This window comes from Kribbella sp. NBC_01484, assembly GCF_036227145.1.
GTDB lineage: Bacteria > Actinomycetota > Actinomycetes > Propionibacteriales > Kribbellaceae > Kribbella.
This window is the reverse complement of sequence record NZ_CP109437.1, coordinates 6266745-6281441: the sequence shown is the minus strand read 5'-3', so window position 1 is coordinate 6281441 and position 14697 is coordinate 6266745. Positions and strand designations below refer to the sequence as shown.

Below are 14697 nucleotides of genomic sequence, written 5' to 3'. Positions count from 1 at the left end.
AGTTGCGCCGGGCGGTGGTGGGGGCGGCGCGGCCAGGGCGGTTGCGTACGGCGGACGGCCCCGGCCGGTGCGGTTGCGCCGGCCGGTTGCCTACGCCGGCTGCCGCGGCCTGACCCGCCCGCGCCGCCACCCTCAAGCCGCCCTGCCTCGCTGACTTTGTGCACCACGTCCGTACCTTTCGCGTCCCGCCATACGGATCCGGTGCACAAAGTCGCGGACTTGCGCACGGCGGCCGGCCCGGCCGGCGTGGTTGCGGCGGGCGGGCGTGTTGCGGGGTTGCGGGCGGCGAGCGGCGCGGGCGGCGTCGTGGCGCCAGGTGCTTGCGGTCGGCGGGCGGCGCGGCTGCATGGTTGCGTACGGCGGGCGGCGGGGTGGTTGGGGGCGGGTTGTTTGGGGTTTGGGTGAGGGGGCACGGGGCGGGTTCAGTGTTGACCGACGGATGGAGTGGTTGTGCTTACCCTGACTGAGAACGCGACGCTGGTGATCAAGAGCATCACCGGGGTCGAAGGCGCGCCGGAGGGGGCCGGAGTGCGGATCTCGCAGGAGAACCCGGCGGATCCGGCGCTCGCGGTGACGACGACGGAGGCGCCGCGGCCCGGTGACCAGGTGGTCGAGGAAGCCGGAGCGCGGGTGTTCCTGGAGCAGAACGCGGCGAACGCGCTCGACGACAAGATTCTGGACGCGGCGGTCGACGACAAGGGCGGGGTCGAGTTCCTGCTGGTACCGCAGCCTGGTGCCGGCACTGCGCCGACCGCCTGACAGGTGAGACCGCGAACGGCCGGGACCCTCTCCTCCCTGAGGTCCCGGCCGTCGCGCTACGTGTAGACGGCCCGACGTCGCGCACGTCCAGACGAGCCCAGCTGCCGCGCACGGCCAAGACCATCCCGCCCGTCCACACGGCCCCAGCCCATCGCGCCGGTCTAAACGGTCCCAGCCGTCGTTGCCCGTCCAGACGAGCCCGGCCGTCGCGCGGGTCCTAGACGGCGCTTCGTTGGGCGATCCAGCTGTCGTGGAGGCGGGTGTAGACGCCGCCGGCGTCGACCAGGTCCGCGTGCGGGCCTCGCTCGACGATCTCGCCGTTGTCGAAGACCAGTACCTCGTCGGCCGCCTCCGCGGTCGACAATCGGTGCGCGATGGTGACCGACGTACGCCCGGACATCAGTCGCTCCAGCGCTGCGTTGACCCGCACCTCGGTGCCGGGGTCGACGGCCGATGTCGCCTCGTCGAGCACGAGCAGATCGGGGTCGGCGATGTTCGCCCGCACCAGCGCGACGAGCTGACGCTCACCCGCGGACAGCGACTCGCCCCGCTGGCCGACCGGCGACTGCAGACCGTCGGGCAGCGACTCCAGCCAGTCGGTCAGCCCGAGCGACTGGAACGCATCGAGTAACTGCTCGTCCGTCACCTCCGGACGCCCGAACCGCACGTTCTCGGCCAGTGGCGCGTCGAACAGGTACCCGTCCTGCGGCACCATCACCACCCGCTCCCGCAACGACTCGAACGAGATCTCCCGCGCGTCCACCCCGTCCAAGCGGACCTCGCCCGCGGTCGGATCCATCAACCGGGTGAGCAGTTTCGCGAACGTCGTCTTGCCGGACCCGGTCTCACCCACCACCGCGACCCGCCGGTGCGGCTCGATCCGTACGTCGACATCGCGCAGGACGAGCTCGCCTTCCGGGTAGGCGAAGTCCACATCCGCGAAGTCGACCGTGATCGGACCGCGCGGCTGCTTCACCCCCGTCTCACCCGGGTCGACCACGTCGGCCGGGGTCGCGATCACCCCGAGCACCCGACGCCACCCGGCGAACGCACTCTGCGCGTCGGTCAGCACCTGGGTCGCGATCTGCACCGGATCCGAGAACAGCGCGACCAGGAACATGAACGCGAGGAGCTCCCCCAACGTCGCCTGCTTGTCGACACCCAGCAGCACACCGACCGACAGCACACCGGCGTTGGCCAGGCCCGCTGCCAGACCGCCGATCGAGAACGTCAGACCGGTGAGCGCCTGCGCCCTGGTCGCGGTCCGCCGGTAGTCCTCGATCGAGGCGTCGATGCGGTCCTGGGTCCGCTTCTCGACCGCGTACGCGCGGACCACCTGTGCGCCGACCACGGGCTCCGAGATCGCGGACAGCATCTCGCCGACCTTCGCCCGGACCACACCGTAGGCCTTGGACATCGCGCGCTGCAGGTACTTCAGGCTGGCGAACAGCGGGATGAAGCACCCCAGCACGACAAGGGCCAGCTGCCAGGAGTAGAAGAACATCACCACGGTCGCGAGCAGCATCTGCCCGATGCTGACCAGGAAGATGAACCCGCCGAACTGCAGGAACTGCGACACCGTGTCCACGTCCGACGTGACCCGGCTGACCAGCGCACCGCGCCGCTCCGTGCTCTGCGTCAGGACCGGCAGGTCGTGCACGTGCCGGAACGCCTTGATCCGCATCGTCGCGAGCCCGTGCTCGGAGTTGATCGCGAGCCGCACGGTCGTCAGGTACGACGCTCCCGCCGTGACCACGATGCCCAGCGTGCAGACCAGGCACATCCACGCGACGTACGAGATGTCCGGCCCGCCCGCACCGGACAGGCCCTTGTCGATCGTCTGCTGAACCGCGATCGGTACGACAATCCGCCCGGCCGTCATGGTCAGCGCGAGGATCCCGGTGACCCACCAGCCGTTGGCCAGCTCGGGCGAGACCTTCAGCCCCTGCCGCAACGTGTCCAAGCCACTCGCGTCGTCGGCATGGTCGAGCCGACTTGCTTCCGCCCCGCTCACGCGGATGCTCCTTCCGTGTCCAGATCGTCGAGCTCGGCGGCCAGGTCCGCCTCTTCCTGGCGGCGCTCCGCGTCCTTCTCGTAGGCGTCGACCAGGTTGCGGTAGGCAGCCGACGTCTCCTGCAGGTCGGTGTGCGTCCCCTGCGCCGCGATCCGGCCCTCGTCGAGGAACAGCACCTCGTCGGCGAGCGAGATCGTCGCCTTCCGGTAGGCGATCACGAGCACGGTCGTCGCGGCTTCGGCACCCTGCACCGCGGACCGCAGCCCGGCCAGGATCCGCGCCTCGACCTGCGGGTCCACCGCGCTGGTCGCGTCGTCCAGGATCAGCAGCCGAGGTCGCCGTACCAGCGCCCGGGCCAGGGCGATGCGTTGCCGTTGGCCACCGGACAGCGTCGTACCGCGCTCGCCGACCTTGGTGTCCAGACCATGCGGCAGCCCCTTCACGAAGCCGTCGCCCTGGGCGATCCGCAAAGCGTCCCAGACGTCCTCGTCGCTGTAGTCGCCGCCGAGCGTGATGTTGCCGCGGATCGTGTCGTCGAACAGGAACGCGGTCTGCGCCACCAGCGCGACCGAGCCGGCCAGCTGGTCCCGGGCCAGGTCGCGCAGATCGACGCCGTCGAGCTTGATCGCACCCTCCTCCGGGTCGATCAGCCGGGTCAGCAGCGTGGTCATCGTGGACTTCCCGGAACCCGTCGGTCCGACCATCGCGACGGTCCGGCCGGGCTCGATGACGAAGTCCACGCCGGCCAGTACGTCGCGCTCCGGCAGGTACCCGAACCGTACGTCGGCCACCTGCAACCGGGCCGCCTTCGCCGACGTCAGCACGGCGTCGCCGTACTCCATCCCGCCCTCGGCGGTGAGCACTCGCTGGATGCGATCCCACCCGACGACCGAGCGCGGCAACTCGCCGAGCACCCAGCCGAGCGCACGGATCGGGAACCCGATCAGCGTGAACAGGAACGCGACCTGGACCACGTCACCCGCGTCGGCGCCGCCGGAGCTGACCCGGTAGACACCGACCAGCAGCACCCCGAGCACCCCCAGCCGGGGCAGGCCGTCGATCACCGGATCGAACATGCCGCGGGCCTTGTTCACCGCGATGTTCGCGTCCCGGAGCGCGTACGTCGGGGCGCGGAAGCGCTCGGTCTCGGCGGACTCACGGCCCAGCGTCTTCACCACGAGCGCACCGTCGAACGACTCGTGCGCGACCTCGGAAACATCCGCGCGCAACTGCTGCGCCCGGGTGGCGAGCGGCTGCAGGTAGCGCTGGAAGATCACGTTCGCCAGGAACACCAGCGGGAACACCAGGCAGCCGACCAGCGCGAGCCAGACGTCGGCCGCGAACATCGCCACGGTCGCGAACCCCAGCATCGCCAGCACCCCGATGGCCATCGGCAGCGGAGCGATCACGAACCAGGTCGACTCGACGTCCGCGTTGGCGTTCGAGAGCAGCATGCCGGTCGAGTGCTGGTGGTGCCACTCGAGCGGAAGCTTCAGGTACTGCCGGGTGACCCGGCGGCGGTACGTCGCCTGCAGCCGGAACTGCATCACACCGGCGCCGAGCCGACGCCCGACCACGCCGATCGCGTTCAGGATCGCGATCCCGATGAACAACCCGATCAGCGAGGCGATCGCGGCGAAGGTGGTCTCACCGCTCTCGAAGGCCGGCCGGAGCACGTGGTCGGTGGCCCAGCCGAGCGCCAAGCCGCCGGCCACCGTCATCGCGCCGTACAGCATCGCGGCCAGCACGGACAGCGCGAAGATGCGCGGCTCCTCCCAGATCGCCACCCGCAGAACCGCGAGCCCTCTCCGGGTGACGCTGCCCTTGTCGGGGACCTTCGGCATGGGCAAGACGCTCTCCAGGTCAGTCAGGTGCGAACACCGGGCATAGGCATGACAACGATTGACATTCTGCCATTGGGAGCCGACAACTACGATCGAGTTGTGACCGACTACAGCCGGGTAGAACGACTCGCTCTGTGTGATCTGTTCGACCAGTTGGGGCCTGACCAGCCCACGCTGTGTGAAGGGTGGTCGACGTACGATCTCGCCGTCCATCTGTATGTCCGGGAAGCGGATCCGATGGCCGGGCCGGGGATCATGATCGCGGCGCTGGCGGAGACCACCCAGCGGCGGATGAAGCGGGCCAAGGAGCGCTACAGCTTCACCGAGGTGGTCGACAAGGTCCGTAACGGGCCGCCGCCGATCTCGATCTACGCGTTCCCCAAGTTCGGTCACCAGCTGAACACGACCGAGTACTTCGTGCACCACGAGGACGTCCGCCGGGCACAGCCGACGTACGACATTCGCACACTGCCGGCCGATCAGGAGGCGGGACTGTGGAAGTCGATCCGGCTCGGCGCGAAGACGCTGACCCGAAAGGCGCCCAGTGGCCTGGTGCTCCGGCTCCCGGACGGGACGACGTCCGTCGCGAAGCGGCCGACCGAGCTGGGGTCGGTGACCATCACCGGCGCGCCGGCCGAGCTGGTCCTGTTCTGCATGGGCCGCCAGCAGGTGGCCGACGTGAAGCTGGACGGCGACGCGGAGACGGTCGAGCGGCTCCGCAGCGCCTCATTCGGAGTCTGACTTCGCGGCGGCCCGCTTGCGCCGGGCCCGCTGGACCAGGCTGCTGAGCACGGTCACGAGCACGACGAGCACGATCGCCGCCAGCACGCCCTGCCACGGCTCGTCGAAAAGCGCGTACCCGAGCAGCCCGATGGCCATGTAGACCGCGGCCCACAGCGACGACGCGGCCAGGTCGACCAGCGCGAACCGCTCCCACGGGTACCCGGCCAGGCCGGCCGCGAGCAGCACCGGCACCCGGCCGCCCGGGATCAGCCGGGAGGTCAGCAGCACGCTGATCTCGTGCGCGTCCAGCCGGACCCGCAGTGCGTCGAGCGAGGCATTGTCGCGCAGCCACCCGACCCGCTTGGCCAGCCGTTCACCGCCGAACCGGCAGCCGGCATACACGATCAGGTCGCCGGCATACGCGCCGGCCATACCGGCGATCAGTACGCCGCCCAGCCCGATCGGATTGTTGTGCAACGCGAGTACGGCGCCCGCCGAGACGGCCGCGCCGGTCGGGAGCACCGGCAGGACCGCGCCGACCAGCACCGCCCCGGCCAGCGCGATGAGATACCACAGATCGAACCGGGTGTCCCCACTCACGCGTCGACCTCGGTCGACTCTCCCGGTGCCAGGACCTCCACCGACGCCTCAGGAGCCACTTCGGTCATCGCGGTCTTGAACTTGTCTCCCGGTGGCAGGAACAGATCCGGCTTCAACCAGTCGCACCCGATCGGCCAGAACGTCCCGAAATGGATCGGGATCGCGATCCGGGCGCGGACCAGGCGAACCGCTTCCGCCGCACGGACCGGATCCAGGTGTCCCGGACCGAGCGACGGCCCCCAGCCACCGACGGGCACCAGGGCCAGGTCGACCGGTCCGGCTTCCGTGGCCAAGTCGTCGTACAGGTCGGTGTCGCCGGCGAACCACACGCTGGGCGAACCTTCGACCCGGTATCCCAGGGCCGGTCCCGCGTACGACGACCACGGCAGCCGGCGCCCGTCGTGCAGGGCGGTGACCGCGGTGATGTCGAGCGACCCGATCCGGATCTGGTTGCCCGGGGCAACTTCGATGCAGCGGTCCGAGAACGCGGCGCCGCTGTCCTGGTGGATCAGCTTGGCCGCGCCCCGGGGCACCACCAGCGCGGCGTCCGGCGCGACCAGCGGCAGCGAGCTGAGGTGCAGGTGGTCGGCGTGCATATGCGAGACCAGTACGGCGTCACACTGGCCGGCCTCGGGCAGCGGAGCCGGTCCGCGCCGCCGGCGCACATGCGCGATCCGCGAGGTCAGCACCGGGTCGGTCAGGAGCCGCGTGCCGTTGGCCTCGATGGTGGTGGTGGCGTGCCCCCACCAGGTGATTCGCACGCTTCAGGCCTCCACACTCGACTCGACCGATTCCCGCAGGTCCTTGCGCTGACCGAGCTTCTCCAGCCAGCTGATCAGCAGTTCGTGGACCGCGTCGGAGCCTACGGGAGGCTCCTTCAGGACCCAACGACTCGGGTGCACCAGCACCGCCTCGGTCTGCCAGCCGCCGATGCCGCCGTGGCACCCGACCAGCTCCTCGAACGCCGCCACCTCGTGGGTGTAGTCGTCCAGCCGGCTGACCACCACGATGTCGCCGTTGTGCGGCATCTCGGCCTGCCGCAGCATCGACGCCGGCGCGAACGGCCCGTACGGCGCCAGTGGGTCGTCCCCCTCGATCCGGCCGGACCGCAACACCCGGACCCCGGCCCGCCCGATCGCGACCGGTCCCTCGGCCAGCGAGTCGACCACGATGAACCCGACCCCTGGGTGCGTCGCCAGACCGTTGACCAATTTCGGGTGCAGCAGCTCGATCTCCTCGAGCGGCACCCTGCCCGGGGTAGTCGCGAGGTAGATCAGCGCGAGGTTGCCCGAAGCGGTGACCACGACCTGCTCGTCGGCGGCGACCGGCGGCTCGCAGTCCTTCGGGCCGAGCTCGACCTCACCGCTCCTGGCCTTGCCATGCAGCGCTCTGCGGGTGACGGTTCCGGCCACGCTCCGGCGCAGCGACAGCTCGGTCAGGAACGCGTTCACCGGACCCCAGCCCTCGGACCTCCCGACCGCCGCGACCGGCTGCTTGGTGGTATCGACCAGGTCGTCGACGACCTGGGTGAGCGTCCGGCCGTACCGCTGCAGGAAGGTCGAGCCCTGGCTCTGGCCGTGGTCGGACAGGACCACGATCTCGTACGAGTGCGGCAGGATGTCGATGATCCGCTGCAGTGCGCCGAGCACCCGGTCCAGACCTTCCAGCGTCTGCATCGACTCCGGCCGGGTCGGGCCGGCGTGGTGCGCGACCTCGTCGTAGTCGACGAAGTCGCAGTAGATCACCGGGGTGCCCTTGACCAGTTCGTCGGTGATCAGCGAGACGTTGAGGTCGCGGAGCAGGACGTTGCTGATCGCACGCAGGAAGATGTAGGACCCACCGCGCTTGACCCGTGGGACCAGGTGCCGGACTCGCTGTCGCCGGGCTTGGTGCAGCTCCTTCACCATCTCGGCGACGCACAGGATCAGACCGCGGGCCGCACCCTGCGGACTGGAGAAGAACCGGACATAGCCGCGGCTCCGGCTGTCCGGCAGACCGGCCCGGCTGAACACGAGTTCGCACTTGTCCGCGTCCCCGGACCAGTTGTTGCTGATGCTGACCCCGCCGTCGGCCAGCAGCCCCCGCCCGGTCGACATCCGCGTCTCGATCTCGGCGGCGTCCCGGCCCCGGTTGGTCACCATCACCCGGCCGGTGTCCTTCTCGTACCACCGGAACGCGGGGATCTGCCCGGAGCCGCCGTGCAGGATGCCGGCCTGACTGGCCGGAGTGGTCGCCGGTACGCCGGTGTGCCAGCCGACCATCGAGTGCCGGCCGTCCCGGATCCAGCCGCCGAGGTTGGGCAGGTTCCCGGCCAGCACCATCCAGTTCAGCAGCGGCTCGGACAGCCCGTCGATCTGGATGATCAGCATCCCTGTCTTCGGCGCCGCCTCGATCTTCCGGGCCCGCCGGTGCACGACCCGCATCACCTCGGCGACGTACGCGTCGTCGGTGCCGGCGTACGCGACCCAGCCGACGAACGCGCTCACCGTCGACATCCAGATCGCGACCAGCAGCGGCGCCTCGACGCCGCCGTGCAGAGTCACGCCCGGATCCACGGTGATGCCGAGGTAGACGACGCCGAACTGCGACAGCAGTCCCCCGACCAGGACGCCGATCGAGCCGATCAGGATCGCGACCCCGGCCAGCGCCCAGCGCATCAGCATCGAGAAGACCGCCAGCAGCACGACCAGCCGCAGGATCGGCAGCCGGCCGTCACTGCTGATCTGCGGCAGCGTCCAGAACACGATGATCAGCGAGATCAGCGAGGCCAGACCACCGAGCAGCATCGCCTGCAGGCCCCGGCCGGTCCGGCGCAGGTCCAGCCAGATCGGCCGCGGGCGTCTCCGCCGCCGGTCGCCGGACATCTGTTCTGGTGGTTTCGTCATCGCCCGCTTCATGCTCCCCGTCGGTCCCGCTGTGCTCTACGAGGGTACGAGGCGCGCCGCAGGGCCGTGGCACCACGCCACGCGCCGGACGGGTGGTTCCCGGGTCAGGACCGGGGTCACGCGGGGTGATCCCCTGACCCGGCAGCCTCATTGCAACTCGAGGTAGTCGACCTCCGTGTGCAGATCACCCTTCGTCAGGCGGATCGTGTTCCACCCGGCGTTGAGCGTCACCGAGACCGGCTGCCAGTTGTCCCAGCCGGTGACCGGGTAACTGAGCACACCCTGACTGTTGCCGTTGACAACGAGTCCGTGGCTGGCGGTCGCACCCGAGCCGTTCGCGTACCCGACGTGCAGCGTGTAACCACCCGCGACCGGCGCGAAGACCGAGTTCTCCACCCAGGAGTCGGCGTAGTCGGGCGGGTACCTGTGCGGAGAACTTTTCCATCGATTCACCTGAAGAGCGAGAGGTCAATCGCGCTGATCACTGGACCCGGGGCGATCCGGGGTGGAGACTCCCGCTAGTTGATTTCCGCCTGGGTTGAGGGAGTTTCTCGTGAAGTATTTACCGAGAGTGTCGGGGCGCGCGATGGTCGCCTCCGTCGCCGCAGTGGCGGCGGCCGTCGGTGGGGTGGTCTCCCAATCGGCCGGAGCGCCGACCGCCGTCCAAGGGACGGCGCTGCAACAGCGGCTGGACAGCCTGCTGAACGACAGCCGGTACGACGGCTCGCAGGTCGCGCTGGTGGTCCGCGACGCGACGACCGGCGAGACGTTGTACGACCGGAACGGCGCCCAGCGGATGCTGCCCGCGTCGAACACCAAGCTCTTCACGTCGACGGCCGCGATGCACGTCCTCGGCCCGTCGTACCGCTTCCACACGGATGTGCTGGCGACCGCGCCCGTCGTCGGCGGCAAGCTGCGCGGCAACCTGTACCTCAAGGGGTACGGCGACCCGACCGCACTGGAGTCCGATTACGTCGGACTGGCCAAGCAGCTGAGCGCGGCCGGCGTACGCCGCGTCGACGGTGACCTGATCGCCGACGACACGTACTTCGACCACGTCCGGCTCGGTGACAGCTGGGCCTGGGACGACGAGCCGTTCTACTACAACGCCCAGATCTCGGCCCTCACGCTCGCCCCGAACACCGACTACGACTCGGGTACGGCGATCGTCGAGAGCCGGCCCGGAGCGGCGGCCGGTACACCGGTGAAGCTCTCCCTGGTGCCGGCGAACGGCGTCATCAAGCTGATCAACACCGCGACGACCGGCGCGGCCGGGTCGTCCAACACGCTGAACATCGAGCGCGATCACGGCACCAACATCGTCCGCGTGACCGGTTCGGTTCCGCTCGGCGCCTCGGTGGGTCAGGAATGGGTGACGGTGTGGGAGCCGGAGCTCTACGCGGCCGACGTGTTCCGGCGCGCACTGGCATCCCAGGGCATCCAGGTCAGCGGCCGGATCGAGAACGCCGCCACTCCCTCGACCGCCAAGCAGCTGGCCCGGGACGAGTCGATGACGGTCGGCGAACTGATGACGCCGTTCCTCAAGCTGTCCAACAACATGCACGCCGAGACGCTGGTCAAGGCGATGGGCGCGGTCGTCGAGGCCGACGGCAGCTGGTCGGCCGGACTGGGCGTCGTCACTGACTACGCCCAGAGCATCGGCGTCGACACCAGCCGGATCCGGCTCTCGGACGGCTCCGGCCTGTCCCGCAAGGTGAACGTCACCGCCGACAGCGTCACCGACGTACTGATCGGCGCCAAGAAGGAGCCGTGGTGGCAGCAGTGGTACGACGCGCTGCCGATCGCCGGCAACCCGGAACGCTTCGTCGGAGGGACACTGCGCAGCCGGATGCTCAACACCCCGGCCGCCAACAACCTGCACGGCAAGACCGGCTCGCTGACCGGTGTGACGGCGCTGTCGGGTTATGTCAGCACCAAGGACGGCCGCAAGCTGGTCTTCTCGATGCTCAGCAACAACTACCTGGTCAGCCCGCGTTCGATCGAGGACGCGGTCGGCGTCACGCTGGCCTCCTGGTCGGACCAGGCCGCTCCGGCGGCAGTCTCGCCCAACAGCCTCAAGACCACCCAGACCACCTGTGACCTGGAGTGGGACAAGGCTTGCTGAGCTAATCCGTTCGACAGTACGGCGGTCGTTCACCACGATGGGTGAATGACCGCCGTCCTGCCGGATACCCACACCGTTCGCCCACCGACGAAGGACGACGCGGAGGCGGTCTTCGACCTGGTAGCCGCCGCCAACACCGCCGTGATCGGGTTCGCCGACTACACGCTCGACGACATGATCGACGAGCTCACCGATCCGGGATTCGAACCCGAGACCGACGGCTGGCTGGTCTTCGACGGCAACCGGCTGGTCGGCTACGGCTCGGTCTTCGGCAAGGGCGACCATCACCAGCTTGCCATCGACGTCATCACCGCCGATCCGGCGGTGATGGGCTACCTGCTCGGTGAGATCACCCGGCGTTCGCGCGAGATCGCCGACGCGTTCGGGCATTCGTCCGTGCTGCTGGATATCGGTGTCTACCGCGCCGACGAGTTCCGCGCGGCCTGGCTGGCCGAGAACGGCTTCACGTCCGGTACGACCTACCACCGGATGCGGATCGACCACCACGGGCCGGTGGACGCGCCCGAGGTCCCGGCCGGGATCACGGTGCTCCGGGGTGCGCCCGACGATGCGAGCCGGCGGACGGCGCAGGGCGTGCTGAACGCGTCCTTCGCAGGCCAGTTCGGATTCAGCCCACGCTCGTACGAGGAATGGCATGCGGCACACGAGAACCAGTCGACATTCGAGTGGTCGCAGATCACGCTGCTCGACCTGGACGGCCGGACGGTGGCGTTTCGCGAGTGCACAGATCAGTACGTCGAGGACGAGAACTGCACCTACATCGGGCGGTTGGGAGTTGTGCCGGAGGCCCGTGGAAGGGGGCTCGCGACGTTCCTGCTCGGCGACCAGTTCGCCTTGGACGCGGCGGCGGGCCGGACCGGCACGATCCTGCACGTGGACACCAACAATCCGACGCCGGCGCTTGACCTGTATCTCTCGGTCGGCATGACGGCGTCGCTCGTGATCGATGTCTGGCAGCTGGAGGTGGAGGCCTGACGATCTTGCCCGCCGGCTACACCGCCCGGCCGATGCGGCTGGACGACGCCGCGACGATCGCCGAGCGATCCGGCGCGTACACGCGGGCGTTGCTCGGCTTTGCGAAGCACAGCCCCGAGGACGTCGCGAACTATCTGGGCGACCCCGGTTTCCACCCCACGACGGACGGATGGGTCGTGCTCGACCCAGACTGCCGCTTCGCCGGATCCGCGACTGCCATGTCTTCCGGCGACGGGTCGCGAGTGAACGTCGAAGCGCTGAGTGAGACGCCCGCGATCGTGACGTGGCTGCTTGATCGGGCCGCGCGCCGGGCCGTCGAGGTCGCGCAAGCCGCTGGACGAACCGACGTGCTGATGAGCGTCGCGGTCATCCGGCAGGACGAGTTCCTGCGAGGAATCGTCTCCGCCCGGGGGTTCGAGCTCGGTACGTCGGTGCATCGCATGCGCATCACCTTCGACGGCCCGGTCCCGGCACCCGCGGCGCCGGACGGTGCAGTGGTACGGCGCGGGGCCCTCGACGAACCGAGTCGCCGGGCGGCGCACGCCGTACTGATCGAGGCTTTCAGGGGGCAGCCGTCGGCGTTGCCGCGGCCGTTCGAGGAGTGGGCGGCGTCGCGGGAGAGCCGATCGACCTTCGACTGGTCTCAGCTGACCACGGTTGAACTCGACGGGCAGGCGGTCGCTGTGACCGAGTGCAACGACAACTTCGTCAGCACCGACAACTGCGGGTACATCGGGCGGCTGGCCGTGGTCCCGTCGGCTCGCGGTCGCGGCCTGGCCAAGTTCCTGCTGCATGACGCCTTTGCGGTCGACGCCGCCGCCGGACGATCCGGCACGATCCTGCACGTGGACAGCAGCAACCCCACGCCGGCGGTCGCGCTCTACACCGGGGTCGGCATGCGGCCCGACCTGATCAGCGACATCTGGCGCCGGACCATCACGGTCTGAGGACGACTCGCTGACCGGTGCTGCCGGCGTACACGGTGCGGCCGTCGAGCGGGCTCCGCAGCCTGATCCGCAGCGTGGTCGGCGCCCTGCTCCGCTGGGCGCACAGATGGCCTTCGTTCTGATCCGGTCCGACGCCGTACCGGTACGCCGCGACCCGGATCGACTGGTCGTCCTGGGACAGGATCCGGACGATGGTGTTCGGCGCGCACGGCTCGATCGCGATCTCGTCGGGCGCGACGTTCACGATGAGCACCGATGCGTCGCGAGGATCCGGGGTGACCGCTGTCACCGCGATCTCGCCACGCAGCAACAGCCGGATGGAACCGATCCTGAACTGCTGCGGCGGCGGACCGTCGTCCAGCGCCGTCGGCGCCGGCACCGTGGGCGTCGGCTGCGGGGTGACCGGTTCACGCAGTGCCCGCGGAACCCCGATGCCCGCAATGATGCCGGCCACGACCACGACCGCCGCGACTGCAGCGGACACGACGTACTTTCGCCGGCGCCGCTCCCGGACGGCCTGCTCGACGTACTCGAACGGCGGCGCCTCGTCCGGTGTCTGTTTGTCGACGTACTCGACCAGAGGGCTACGCATTCTCGGACACCTCCAGCACCGGACCGAGTGCATGCCGGGCTCGGGCCAGCCGGGACTTCACCGTTCCCGGCGGGACTTGCAGTTCTTCTGCGATCTGCTCCACCGGCAGATCCATGACGTGATGCAGTACGACGACCGCCCGCTGATCCGGCGTGATCCGGGCCAGCGCGGCCGCCACGTCGAGGGCATCGCCATCCGGTCCCCGAACCGTTCCGGGCCGGCCGGTGAGCTTGGACAGCGCCCGGTGTGCGACCTGCTGCCGGCGCAGCCGGCTGATCAGCGTCCGGACCGCGACCGCCCGGACCCAGGCCTCCGGATCGTCGTACCGGCGGATCGAGTCCCAGCGGGCGAGGAGCTTCACGTACGCGTCCTGGGCGACCTCCTCGGCATCGGCCCGCGATCCCCCGATCGACACCAGCACGCCGATCAGCCGCGGCCAGGTCCGTCGGTACAGCGCGGCCACGTCCGACACCAGCTCAGGGTCGTCCGGCACCCGGTACCACCTCCCCACCGCTCATTACACGGCTAACACGCGCGACCTGCCAGTCCGGTTCCGTCCGCCGGGGAGAAAGTCTCCGGGGTTGCCCCCCGGAGATCTGAGAGATTACTCTCGAAACATGTCTCTCAGAAATCCGTACGGCGATTTCGAGATCACCGACCCACAGGCCATGCGGGCGCTGGCGCATCCGGTTCGGCTCGCCGCGCTCAGCTACCTGCAGAAGAACGGCCCGGCCACCGCCACGCAGTTGTCCGAGCACGTCGGTGCCTCGCCGTCGGTCACCAGTTGGCACCTGCGGCATCTGGCGACCTTCGGCCTGGTGGTCGACGGCCCACCACCGAGTGGGTCGGACCGGCGGCAGCGGTGGTGGAACGCGGTCGCCCGTGGGTTCCGGTACGCGATGCCGGACACCCCGGAGGGCACCGAGGCGGGGCGCCTGCTGCGGACCGAGATGATGAACCAGGCGCTCGAATCCGCCCAGCACTGGATCGCCGAGACCGAGCCCGTCCTCGATCCCGAGTGGAGCCGGCTGGCCGGATCCGCGAACACCCTCCTGGTCCTCACGCCCGCGGAGGCCGAGGCGATCGAGTCCGCGATCGAGCAACTGCTCGCGCCGTACGTCCAGCGCCGCGACGCCGGCGACACACCGGCCGGCGCGCAGCCGGTCCGCTACCTCCGCATGTCATTGCCCGAAGCAACCACCTGACCCGGAT

14 protein-coding genes are annotated in these 14697 nt (G+C 69.6%); 6 read left to right on the top strand and 8 right to left on the bottom strand.

Annotation, left to right across the window (positions count from 1 at the left end; all coding sequences use genetic code 11):
- Positions 1 to 450: 450 nt before the first annotated feature.
- Positions 451 to 759 carry a Fe-S cluster assembly protein HesB gene (locus tag OG555_RS30600; protein ID WP_328521596.1) on the top strand — a complete coding sequence of 103 codons (309 nt, stop codon included), beginning with the start codon at positions 451 to 453 and terminating at the stop codon, positions 757 to 759.
- Between the two features lie 217 nt (positions 760 to 976).
- On the opposite strand, the gene OG555_RS30595 is transcribed toward OG555_RS30600, so the two are convergent.
- Complete coding sequence (locus OG555_RS30595) at positions 977 to 2773, bottom strand: ABC transporter ATP-binding protein (RefSeq protein ID WP_329476019.1); 1797 nt, start codon at positions 2771 to 2773, stop codon at positions 977 to 979.
- Positions 2770 to 4617: an ABC transporter ATP-binding protein gene (locus OG555_RS30590; RefSeq protein WP_329476018.1), complete on the bottom strand. Its 1848-nt coding sequence runs from the start codon at positions 4615 to 4617 to the stop codon at positions 2770 to 2772. The genes OG555_RS30595 and OG555_RS30590 overlap by 4 nt, the downstream gene beginning before the upstream one ends.
- Positions 4618 to 4716: 99 nt before the next feature.
- Between OG555_RS30590 and OG555_RS30585 the strand changes: the two genes are divergently transcribed.
- Positions 4717 to 5358, top strand: a complete 642-nt coding sequence (locus OG555_RS30585) for a TIGR03085 family metal-binding protein (protein WP_329476017.1) — start codon at positions 4717 to 4719, stop codon at positions 5356 to 5358.
- On the opposite strand, the gene OG555_RS30580 is transcribed toward OG555_RS30585, so the two are convergent.
- The 4 genes from OG555_RS30580 to OG555_RS30565 form a co-directional block, all read right to left on the bottom strand.
- Positions 5344 to 5940, bottom strand: a complete 597-nt coding sequence (locus OG555_RS30580; RefSeq protein WP_329476016.1) for a DedA family protein — start codon at positions 5938 to 5940, stop codon at positions 5344 to 5346. The two genes, OG555_RS30585 and OG555_RS30580, sit on opposite strands and share 15 nt — an antisense overlap.
- Positions 5937 to 6701 carry an MBL fold metallo-hydrolase gene (locus OG555_RS30575; RefSeq protein WP_329476015.1) on the bottom strand — a complete coding sequence of 255 codons (765 nt, stop codon included), beginning with the start codon at positions 6699 to 6701 and terminating at the stop codon, positions 5937 to 5939. The genes OG555_RS30580 and OG555_RS30575 overlap by 4 nt, the downstream gene beginning before the upstream one ends.
- 3 nt (positions 6702 to 6704) lie before the next feature.
- Positions 6705 to 8825: an alkaline phosphatase family protein gene (locus tag OG555_RS30570; protein ID WP_329476014.1), complete on the bottom strand. Its 2121-nt coding sequence runs from the start codon at positions 8823 to 8825 to the stop codon at positions 6705 to 6707.
- 147 nt (positions 8826 to 8972) lie between these two features.
- Positions 8973 to 9278, bottom strand: coding sequence for a hypothetical protein (locus OG555_RS30565; RefSeq protein ID WP_329476013.1), 306 nt, complete (start codon positions 9276 to 9278; stop codon positions 8973 to 8975).
- Positions 9279 to 9378: 100 nt separating this feature from the next.
- Between OG555_RS30565 and dacB the strand changes: the two genes are divergently transcribed.
- From dacB to OG555_RS30550, 3 genes are read left to right on the top strand one after another with little or no spacing between them, the layout of a single operon-like run.
- On the top strand, positions 9379 to 10950 hold the full coding sequence (gene dacB, locus OG555_RS30560; RefSeq protein ID WP_329476012.1) for a D-alanyl-D-alanine carboxypeptidase/D-alanyl-D-alanine endopeptidase: 1572 nt from the start codon (positions 9379 to 9381) through the stop codon (positions 10948 to 10950).
- A gap of 45 nt (positions 10951 to 10995) precedes the next feature.
- A complete protein-coding gene (locus tag OG555_RS30555) occupies positions 10996 to 11946 on the top strand; it encodes a GNAT family N-acetyltransferase (RefSeq protein WP_329476011.1) in 951 nt (316 codons plus the stop codon).
- Between the two features lie 5 nt (positions 11947 to 11951).
- Positions 11952 to 12893 carry a GNAT family N-acetyltransferase gene (locus tag OG555_RS30550; protein WP_329476010.1) on the top strand — a complete coding sequence of 314 codons (942 nt, stop codon included), beginning with the start codon at positions 11952 to 11954 and terminating at the stop codon, positions 12891 to 12893.
- On the opposite strand, the gene OG555_RS30545 is transcribed toward OG555_RS30550, so the two are convergent.
- Both OG555_RS30545 and OG555_RS30540 read right to left on the bottom strand, forming a co-directional pair.
- Positions 12883 to 13485: a hypothetical protein gene (locus OG555_RS30545; protein ID WP_329476009.1), complete on the bottom strand. Its 603-nt coding sequence runs from the start codon at positions 13483 to 13485 to the stop codon at positions 12883 to 12885. The two genes, OG555_RS30550 and OG555_RS30545, sit on opposite strands and share 11 nt — an antisense overlap.
- Positions 13478 to 13978: an RNA polymerase sigma factor gene (locus OG555_RS30540; RefSeq protein WP_329476008.1), complete on the bottom strand. Its 501-nt coding sequence runs from the start codon at positions 13976 to 13978 to the stop codon at positions 13478 to 13480. Before OG555_RS30540 ends, OG555_RS30545 begins: the two co-directional genes overlap by 8 nt.
- A 124-nt stretch (positions 13979 to 14102) precedes the next feature.
- On the opposite strand from OG555_RS30540, the gene OG555_RS30535 reads away from it, so the two are divergent.
- Complete coding sequence (locus OG555_RS30535) at positions 14103 to 14690, top strand: winged helix-turn-helix domain-containing protein (RefSeq protein WP_329476007.1); 588 nt, start codon at positions 14103 to 14105, stop codon at positions 14688 to 14690.
- Positions 14691 to 14697 lie beyond the last annotated feature (7 nt).